Annotated in this window: 8 protein-coding genes; 1 reads left to right on the top strand and 7 read right to left on the bottom strand. The window is 64.6% G+C overall.

Going from position 1 to position 9,495, the window contains the following annotated elements:
- Window positions 1-44: 44 nt before the first annotated feature.
- From A9J21_RS13635 to A9J21_RS13645, 3 genes are all read right to left on the bottom strand, one after another.
- The gene (locus A9J21_RS13635) at window positions 45-3,542 is read right to left on the bottom strand and encodes a hybrid sensor histidine kinase/response regulator (RefSeq protein WP_066736401.1); all 3,498 of its coding nucleotides are present in this window, start codon (window positions 3,540-3,542) and stop codon (window positions 45-47) included.
- Between the two features lie 9 nt (window positions 3,543-3,551).
- Complete coding sequence (locus tag A9J21_RS13640; protein WP_066736403.1) at window positions 3,552-4,196, bottom strand: response regulator transcription factor; 645 nt, start codon at window positions 4,194-4,196, stop codon at window positions 3,552-3,554.
- Window positions 4,197-4,549: 353 nt separating this feature from the next.
- Window positions 4,550-5,485: a hypothetical protein gene (locus A9J21_RS13645; protein WP_066736405.1), complete on the bottom strand. Its 936-nt coding sequence runs from the start codon at window positions 5,483-5,485 to the stop codon at window positions 4,550-4,552.
- A gap of 443 nt (window positions 5,486-5,928) precedes the next feature.
- Here A9J21_RS13645 and A9J21_RS13650 point away from each other — a divergent pair, with 443 nt between their 5' ends.
- The gene (locus tag A9J21_RS13650; RefSeq protein ID WP_066736407.1) at window positions 5,929-6,180 is read left to right on the top strand and encodes a hypothetical protein; all 252 of its coding nucleotides are present in this window, start codon (window positions 5,929-5,931) and stop codon (window positions 6,178-6,180) included.
- A gap of 26 nt (window positions 6,181-6,206) precedes the next feature.
- Here A9J21_RS13650 and A9J21_RS13655 read toward each other — a convergent pair whose 3' ends face one another.
- From A9J21_RS13655 to A9J21_RS13670, 4 genes are all read right to left on the bottom strand, one after another.
- Window positions 6,207-6,650 (bottom strand): BLUF domain-containing protein, encoded by a 444-nt coding sequence (locus A9J21_RS13655; protein WP_066736409.1) that lies wholly within the window; start codon window positions 6,648-6,650, stop codon window positions 6,207-6,209.
- A gap of 27 nt (window positions 6,651-6,677) precedes the next feature.
- Complete coding sequence (gene folE / locus A9J21_RS13660) at window positions 6,678-7,400, bottom strand: GTP cyclohydrolase I (RefSeq protein WP_066736424.1); 723 nt, start codon at window positions 7,398-7,400, stop codon at window positions 6,678-6,680.
- A 77-nt stretch (window positions 7,401-7,477) separates the two neighbouring features.
- Window positions 7,478-8,737 (bottom strand): arsenic transporter, encoded by a 1,260-nt coding sequence (locus A9J21_RS13665; RefSeq protein ID WP_066736410.1) that lies wholly within the window; start codon window positions 8,735-8,737, stop codon window positions 7,478-7,480.
- 43 nt (window positions 8,738-8,780) lie between these two features.
- Window positions 8,781-9,495, bottom strand: a 715-nt coding sequence (locus A9J21_RS13670) for a penicillin-binding transpeptidase domain-containing protein (RefSeq protein ID WP_255366022.1), incomplete at its 5' end; no start/stop codon positions are given.

Consider the following 9,495-nt stretch of genomic DNA (forward strand, 5'->3'; position numbering starts at 1 on the left):
TGTGTGGCGCAGCCGCACTGCCGGGCCGCCCTATGGCCGCTGGCTCAAGCGTTCAGGCCGGTAGCCTCATCGCAATACGCGCGCACGGCGTCATGCAACGCGGCGGCGGCGGCGGCAATTTCGGGCGTCCAGCTGGTTGCCTGACCGCAGAGCGATTCCACCTGGCGGCACAGTTGCACCATCCTTTGTGCATCGACCACAAGGAAAGCCCCGGCCGAGCGATGTGCCCAATGGCAGAGCGCCTCGGCATCATGGCGCAGCAGGATGGCCGCCAGTTCCGGACCATCGCTCCGCAAATGCTCGAGCAGCATGGTCTGGTAGCGCGCAATTTCGGTGCCTGGAATTGGCGGCTTGTCCTCTTTGCCGTTTGCGGGTAAGGCGCCCTGCGCGTCTGGATGGTTCACTGCGACGGTGCCCGGAATGGCTTGCAGCGCCTGTTCCAGCGCCATCAACGAGGCCGGTTTGGCGATATGACCAGTAAATCCGCGATGTTTCCACTCACCGGTCTGTTCGGTGCGCGTGACCGCGCTGAACGCCAGGACCGGCACGACCGGATCGATGGCGCGGATCGCCGCAAGCAACTCATAGCCGTCCATGACCGGCATATGGACATCGGTGAGGACCGCTTCAAAGTGCCCATGTTCGAAGCTCGACAGCGCCTGGCGTCCGTCGCCAACCACCACCGGATCCCAGCCCAGCGTCACGAGTTGCTCGGCGATCAGCGTCTGGTTCAGGGCATTGTCCTCGGCTACCAGAATCGCGCGGCGCGGAGCGTTGCCGCTGCCGGTGCTGACGCCGGCGCGGGCCAGGGCAGGGTGCGGTTCGGCGATGTCATCCCGCCCGCCATCCTGCGTGCTGGTGCCGGTTTCGGCCGGCTCCGCGTTCAGGGCGGCGATTGTGCCCATCAAAATGGCGCTATGGCTAAAGGTCGACACCTCGAATACGCCTTGTCCCAGGTCGGCAGGGCGCTCCGGGCCGTCCCGTGTGACCCATACCACGTTGGCGGGGTGCAGTTGCCGAAGTGCTTCGATGGTGTCGAGCCCGTATTCCCCGGTGACCACGAAAATATGAGACCGGTTGGCGCGCAGCCATGCCTGGGCGGCCCCGAGTTGATGGAAGACATCGCAGCGCCAGCCAGCACGTTCCAGCCACGCTTGCAGCATGGTGCCCGACTCGATTTCCTGGCAGAGAATCAGCGCGCGCGTCCCGCGCGTCAGCGGCTCGGGCGCGGCCACCGGCTTGGCTGCCTCGCCAAGCGGCACCACCACCGTGAACGCGCTGCCGACTCCCTCCACGCTCTCCACCGTGATATGGCCGTTCATCAGTTCGGTCAGCCGTGCGCAGATCGACAGGCCAAGCCCGGTTCCACCATATCTCGCCGAGGTGCTGGCTTCCCCCTGGACAAACGGATGAAATATGCGGGCCACCAGCGCGGGCGGCATGCCGATGCCGGAATCGCGCACGCGACAGATCAGTACGTTGCGGTCCTGGGTGTCGGTGGTGATCTCGGCGCTGAGCGTGATCTTGCCGCATAGCGTGAACTTGAAGGCATTGCTCAGCAGATTGTTGATGATCTGTGCGATGCGGGTGCGGTCGCCGGTCACCACGGTGTCCAGGGTGGGTGACAGGTGGACGTAGAAGCGGATCGGCTTGCCTTGAACCATTGGCGAGTAGGACATCGACAGGCTTTCCAGGTCGTCGATTGGCCGGAACGGCTCCTTGACCAGCTTCATTTCACCGGCGTCGATCTTCGAGAAATCGAGGATGTCGTTGACGATGCGTTGCAATCCGTCCGAAGCCATCTGCAGGGCCCGAAGCCGGGGCGCCTGCGCTTCCAGGCCATCCGCGCGGGCCAGGAGTTCCAGATTGCCAAGCAGGGCGTTCAGGGGCGTCCGGATCTCGTGGCTCATCGACGCAAAGAAATTCGACCGCGCACGCATCATGGCTTCGGCTGCCTCGCGCGCGCCCCGCAACTGCTGCTCGAGCTGGTGTTGCGCCGTGATGTCCTGTATCGCACAGAACAATACCGCTTCGTCCCGATACCTTGCCGGCGCGCAGGTTACCTGCAGGAACTGGCGCGGCGGGGCCACCGGTGGCTGAGAGAGGGATGCGGCAGTTGAGTCGCCCCCGGCCGTGGATGCCGCGGGGACCGTTACCTGCACGATCGACGCAAGCTGGGCGCGGCCGGACAACGCGCCCTGATTCCGCAGCGCGTCCATGATGTATGCGGGCATGCGGGCTCCCTGGGCATGGCCGAGCAGCGAGTCGGCCACCGCGTTCGACGTCAGGATCGACTCGTCGTGCTGGCGCACGATGCACAGCCCGATTGGCGTGGCGCTGACGAGAATATGGCTGATGGTCTCGTTTTCCAGTGAACGGGCAGCTTCGGCGTGGCTGCGGCGCAGCAGATGGATATCCCAATAGCGCGCAGTCAGGACAATGCAGATGATCAGCACCAGTCCGGCACCGAGGATGGCAAGGAGTTCGGCGGAGATTGCGTGTAGCAGCGTGCCGTAGGAAAGCAGATAGACCAGGGTACCGAAGGCCGGGTCCAGTTGCTGCACCAGCAGCAGCCCGTCGCGGGTCGCGCCGGGCGTGTCGGGAGGCATGCCGCTGGCATGCCGCAGGATGCGGTTCGACAGGCTGGCATCAGTGTCGGGAGACACGTCGATCCTGTCGTTGCTGCGATTCACCAGCCAGAGCGTGGCGGGGTCGGCAGGCCGGGCAAGGCCGGCAAGAAATGTCCGGGCCGGAATGCTCGCGGCTACGACGGTGGCCTGTCCGCCCGAATTGGCGCCACGTGCGTCAAGCGTTGCCATCATCGCGCGCGTGTGCTGAACGGGATCGTCGACGGGGCCGATCCAGCGCGGCACTGCCGGGCCAGTACCGGACCGTTCTTCCCGATCTGCCCGATCAGCCGTTTGCGGCGCGTGACGCGCCAGGTCGTCGCGCAGGCGGGTCACGAAATCGGCATCGGGCATCGTGGCGTCATCGATCTCCGCAGGAGACACCAGGATGGCGAACGAAGCGTCGGGCGCCACCACGTATGCCTTTGCATCGAGACCGAACGCCATCCCGGTGGTCAGCGTGGCCGTGGCGATCTGCTGGAGTTGCCAGACCTTGTGCGGCAGCGTATCGCCCAGGGCACGCCGCGCGGCCTCGGGCATGAGCAGCACATACTTGCCGTCGTGCGATCGCGCGGCACCGGTGCGGCGAATCTGCGCGAGCAGATCGGGATCGGGCGGCGCGTCGCTGGATGCAGCGAGATAGTAGTCGACGGTCAGTGCCGTGCGGCGCAGGAATGACGTCTGGCTCTGCAGTTTCAGCGAGATGCTACTGACATACTGTGCCACGTGGCTTCGGCGAACGTCGAGATGGCGCGCGGCAGCCAGCCCCGCCAGCAGCAGGCCGGACACGATGATGATGGCGATCAGCAACCCGACGGTGGCGTAATAAAGATGCTGCTGGCGCCGCGCGTTGCGTGCAAGGGCGGCAAACGACTGCGCCAGGGACTGCTGGGTGCGATCCAGTATCTGCTGCATGGCAAACGATCAGATCAGCCCGTTTTCGTAGGCGTAGCGAATCAGATCCGTGTTGGTCTGGACATTGAGCTTGCGCATGGCAACCGTTTTCTGGCTGGAGATCGTGCTGACCGACCGGCCAAGCTTGCTGGCGATTTCGTTCAGCTGGAAGCCCTGCGCATACAGGCGCACGACTTCCAGTTCGCGCAGCGTCAGTTCGGTTGCCGGCGCGGCCGAGGCAACGCTGTCCAGGACTGCGCGAATCGAGGGCGAATAGAAGTTGCCGTTGCTGACGGTCACGTGGATGCAGGCGCGCACGATCTCGTCGAGTTCGTCTTCCTTGCTGACAAATGCCCGGGCCCCCAGCTTCATTGCGCGCATGACGACGCCGGGGTTTGTCTGCGCACTGACAATGACAATGCGCGTTTCGGGATAGAGACGACCGAGCCTGCGCAGCAGGTTGAAGCCGTCGAGCGACGTATCGCCATGCCCCATGCTGAAGTCGGTGACGGCCACATCGACCGGGTTCTGGGCCAGGGCGCCGATCAGCTCGCTACCGTTTGTGCATTCGCACTTGACCTGGAAGCCCGGCGTTCGCTGCAGGCAGTCGCGCAGGGCCGTGACGACAAGGGGATGGTCGTCAGCCAGAGCGACCCTAATGGTTTTTGCAGGCATGCCTCAAAGTCCTTTTCGCAGACAGATGACGCGTCCGGTAGGAATCGCGACTCGTTTTGGTGCTTTTTCAAGCATAGGAAAAATACTCCATCCGTTCCCGAAAATCACAGTTATGTGACAAGGCGAATTGCGTATTGTCAGATATCTATTACATAGAAAAAAACTGTCTGATTTTCATCATCGGATAAGAGCATGAAGGGCAATGACACGGTTATTTGCGGCCGCGCAGACCACGCATTGGTGCTGTTTCAATCAGTCGGATCTTGCATCGGATCGGTCGCATTTTGGCGTTTGCGGATCGATTGAGAAATAGCAGATCAACTAGATTTTCGACGCGCGACCACGCGAGAACATTACGGACGTGTCTCCGAAAGGCTTTGTGCCTGCTTGTCGATGGCATCGGTAAATGCACGGTACTGGGGCAGCACCCGGCTGACGCGTTCGATAAACCCTGCGCAGCGTTGGGACTGAACCGGTGGCCCACCCTTGATCAGCATCGCCGCCGGGTGCGACAGCGCGGCATGTTTCATCAGGTAATCGGGCAGCTGGTTCGAGCCCCGCAGGCGCATCAGCATGAGCAGTTCGACCGGAATGGTCTGCTCGACCGGATGATCGAAGTCAAATAGCGAGTGGTCGGTATCGAGCCGGCACTGCATCAGGTGGCGGTCGGCCAGTTCGAATGCCAGCGGCATGAATGTCTCGTCGTCGGCCTGCCAGCGCTCGACGATGCGGGCGAGCAGCGCATCGCTTTTGTGGAAGACGGTTTGCGGAACGCTGACACCCAGCGCCTGCCCGGCAACGCTCACGATCATCCCGGTCATGCCGTTCAACGGATGCAGGGCCGCGAGGTCGCTGTCGATGCCGAACCAGGCGTCGAGACAGAAGGACGCAAGGTCCTTCCAGTCGAGCGCCAACAGCATGGCGATCTGCTGCGACATGTCGCGCTCGTAGGTCTGGCGACGGGTCGGGCCGCTCCATTGCTCCTTGTGCAGCGCCAGCGCATGCGTGCCGGAGACGGACTCCACCACGCCAAGCTGCAGCGATAGCCAGTTCGGCGTGGGGCAGGTCTCGCCATTGTCCAGGTCGATCGCGCGCCATTGCCGGAGTCGGCCAAGCCAGAATATGGCGCGCGCGGCCCGGGGAACCGGCACCGCCGAAGGTGTGGACATGAAGGTGGCAAGCGTGTCGCGGTACATGCCATGCAGGGCATGGGCCTGTGCCTGCGCCGTATGGAAGATGGTCTGACGCCGTTGCTCGCCTTCCGTCTCTTGAGTGATCTTCTTGCGCATTGTCGTTTCCATAGGGATGGAGATAAGGATGTCGACACTACGAGTCCGCGCAAGCACGGTCTATCACTGTTCATTTAAAAAGCACGAGAATCTGCAAAGTCCAGCGTACGGCGCAACGGGATTGTGAAAACGACACGTTGATCTCAGAAAATCAACATCGCATTCTTGGACTAATTGCTATTCCCGCGGCTGCGTCAGAGCGGGTTGCCGGCACGCAGCAACGGATCACGACGACTTGCCGACGTGAATTCGTGAAAGCGCTATGAATTGGGGCGAAGTCCCTGGGCTGGCCGGCTGGGAACCCGCAGCGACGCATGTCCACGCGGTGTGACGCTGGCGATGCAATACATTCGACACAGGTGTGGTCTTTCGCACTGCGTCACGGGCGGCGGGGAAAAGTGGCATGCTATGGCCGCGCGCAAAAGCCCGCGTGGAGGTGTGCCATGACGATGCGTCAATTCGACGAGTTTCCCCCTCAGGAACGGCAGGACGTCGAGGCCGTGTTCAGACAGGTCGGTCTCGCTGTGCAGGAATTCGACATTTCCGATGTCAACGGCACCGCGGCGCGCCAGGTGACGGTGCGAAGGCAGGGTACCGGCGCTGAAAGCGTCTACGACGCCGGGCCGGGCACATCATGGGTGGAGGAGTTGGAGAGCGATCTGGAGTGCGGGCTGTTTGGCCAGTTGTCGGCCTGAGCCGCCGGCGAGCCCTGCCATCCGGATCAGCTTCGTCCGCGCTCCGGACTGCGCCCGACGATAGACGCCCCGGCAATCAGTTCCTTGAGCAATGCCAGCGATGCCGCGCCAGGCATGCGGTACGGGTCGAGTTCGCCCTGTGCCGAGTACTTGAGCAGCGTCGCGGCATTGATCTTGCCTGCGTTGACGCGTCCCATCGACCACCCCGAAAACGCCCGCTCCGCGATTTCCTCGTAGTGCAGCAGCACCACGTCGTGATGGCGCTTGTCCTGACCGATATTGAGATACAGGCGCGACACGGCTTCCCGGCTGCCTTCCAGCGCCTGGAGGAAGATGCTGTTGCTATGGCACAGCACGCCGGTGATGCCGTGGCGCGGGTTCTGCGCGAGGCTGGTTTCGAGGATGGCATCCAGCACATCGGCGGCCAGGGGTTCCCTGGCGCGGCTGGCATAAAGCAGACGAACTAGCATGGTGGCCTCCTGCGGTGGCGGGGCGGATCAGCGTCGGTTCAGGTTCAGCAGCGTCAGGAATTCACGGCGCAGCTTGTCGTCCTTCAGAAACGACCCGCGCATCACGCTGTTGGTCATCTTGGCATCGGTGTCGCGCACGCCCCGCCAATGCATGCAGAAATGCTCGGCTTCCATCACGATGGCCAGGCCGTCGGGATTCATCTTTTCCTGCAGCAGGTCCGCCACCTGGGCCACGGCTTCTTCCTGGATCTGCGGGCGGCACATGATCCATTCGGCCAGCCGGGCGTATTTCGACAGCCCGATCAGGTTCGAATGCCGGTTCGGCATCACCCCCACCCACAGGCTGCCGATAATCGGGCACAGGTGATGCGAGCAAGCACTCCGAACGCGGATCGGGCCCACGATCATCAGCTCGTTGAGCTGTTCGACGTTGGGGAATTCCGTGACTTCGGGCGCCTTGGCGTACCGTCCGGCAAAGATCTCCTTCAGGTACATCTTTGCCACGCGGCGGGCGGTTTCGCGCGTGTTGTGATCCTGGTCGACGTCGATCACCAGCGTGCGTAGCACCTCTTCCATGCGCGCCTCGACCTCGGCCTGCAGGGCGTCAAGCTCGCCATGTTCGATAAAACGGGCGATGTTGTCGTTGGCATGAAAGCGTTCGCCGGCGTCGGCGATCCGGGCGCGAATCCGGTCGGAAACCGGTGTGTGGGCAGGGTGCCTGCCCCCCTCGGGGTGATCCTTGTGTGACATGTGCGGCCGCTGGCGATCGGCGGGATAGGGGCGCGGTGCGCGGTGCTTCACTATAAGCGAAAACGCGCCGGGCGGATTCAGCGCAGGACGGCCAGCGCGGACAGCAGTGCCAGCGGCATCACGATGGCGCCGGTCTTGAGGAATGTGCCAGCGCTGACGGCATGGCCCTCGCGGCGCAGCGCTGTCAGCCACAGCAGCGTGGCAAGCGAACCCGTTACCGAAAGGTTTGGCCCCAGGTCCACGCCGATCAGCACGGCGGCCGTGACCGTCTCGGACGCATGGCCGGCGGCCAGCGCCGACGCGGCGAACAGCCCGGCGGGCAGGTTGTTGACGATATTGCTGACCACGCCCACCAGCACGCCGGCCATGCCCGCGCCGATCACTGCGCCGGTGCCCTGGCGTTGCGACAATTCCTGCACCCAGTACGCCAGCTGCTCGGTCAGGCCGGTCTGCGACAGGCCTGCCACCAACACGAACAGCCCGGCCACCATCGGCAGCACCCCCCAGGACACCTCGGTCAGCGCCGGACGCAGCAGCCGCGGCTGCGTGGCGCAGACGGCCAGCAGCGTTGCGGCACCGCCGATAAAGGTGGGCCAGCCCAGGTCCATGCCCCGTAGCGACGCCGTCAGCAGTGCCGCCCCGGTCAGGAAAATGCCGGCCGTGGTCAGCCATGCCTGCCGTGACAGCGGGGGCGTTTCCACGTCGTCGGCGATGCGCTCGGCCAGTGCTTCGCGCTGGGTCCAGTACAGGGCCACGAACGTCATGACGATGGCGACGACCGAGGGCAGCGTGAAGCGTGCCAGCCAGCCCAGCAGCGGCGGCATGCGTTCGCCGAACAGCACGAGGTTGGCCGGATTCGAGATCGGCAGCACAAAGCTGGCCGCGTTGGCGATGAACGCGCAGGCGTAGAGATAGGGCAGGGGATGCCGTACGCGTGCGGCGCGCGTGGCGGCCAGCACGGCCGGTGTCAGCACCACGGCCGTGGCGTCATTCGACATAAAGGCCGTGACGGCGATGCCGAAGCCGTAGACCAGCACGAACAGGCGCCGCGCCGAGCCCCGGGCGCTGCGCACGGCCAGCGCCGCCACATGGTCGAACAGCCCGGTCTTGCGGGCCAGTTCGGAGATCAGCATCATCCCCGCCAGGAACAGGTAGACGTCGTTGCCGCGCGCCACCGCTTCGAGGGCATCGCGCCAGGGCAGCAGGCCGGCCACGCAAAGCAGCAGCGCGCCGGACATGGCCCAGAACGGCTCCGGCAGCCGGAACGGGCGGAACAGCACACCCAGGGTGGCCAGCGTGGCAACTGCCCAGATCAGCGGCGTGGCATAGACAGGCATGGTCGGCGTCAGAAGGGTTGCGTCGGCGCGGTGATATCGACGATCAAAGGGCAGCGCCGCTGGCGCGGGGTGCGCTGGCCGATGCCGGCACGTCCAGCGCGGCCGGCGTCGGGGTCGGGGCGCCGGGCACATTGCCGTCGGCCGGCAAGTCAGGCACGGCCGGCGGGGGCGGGAAACCCAGCGCCGCCATGCCGTGGCTGCCGTCGGCGTTCTCGGCGTAGGCCCAGTCGTTGTTGAACTGGGCCAGTTGCGGCGGTGCCGCGAAGCCCGCGTCGGGCACGCCCGCCAGCCGGCCTTCCATATAGGCGGCCCAGATCGGCAGTGCCGTGGTCGCGCCGAACTCGTGCCGGCCCAGGGTGCGGTTGTCGTCGAAGCCCATCCATGCCACGGTGACCACCTGCCCCGCGTAGCCCGCGAACCAGCCGTCCACCGAATCGTTCGTGGTGCCGGTCTTGCCGGCCACGTCATCGCGGCGCAGATAGCGCTTCACGCCGGTACCCGTGCCTTCGTCCACCACGCTCTGCAGCAGGCTGTTCATGACAAAGGCATTGCGCTCGGAAATCACGCGCGGCGGCTCGGTGGTATCGGCGGCAAACAGCACATTGCCGTCGCCGTCGGTAATCTTCTCGATCAGGTACGGCTCGATGCGGTGGCCCTGGTTGGCGAACACGCCATAGGCCGCCGCCAGCCGCATTGGCGACGTGGTGCCCGTGCCCAGCGCCATCGGCAGGGACGGCGGCAGGCGCCTGGGCGCGGAG

The organism is Cupriavidus sp. D384 (assembly GCF_001652915.1).
Lineage (GTDB): Bacteria > Pseudomonadota > Gammaproteobacteria > Burkholderiales > Burkholderiaceae > Cupriavidus.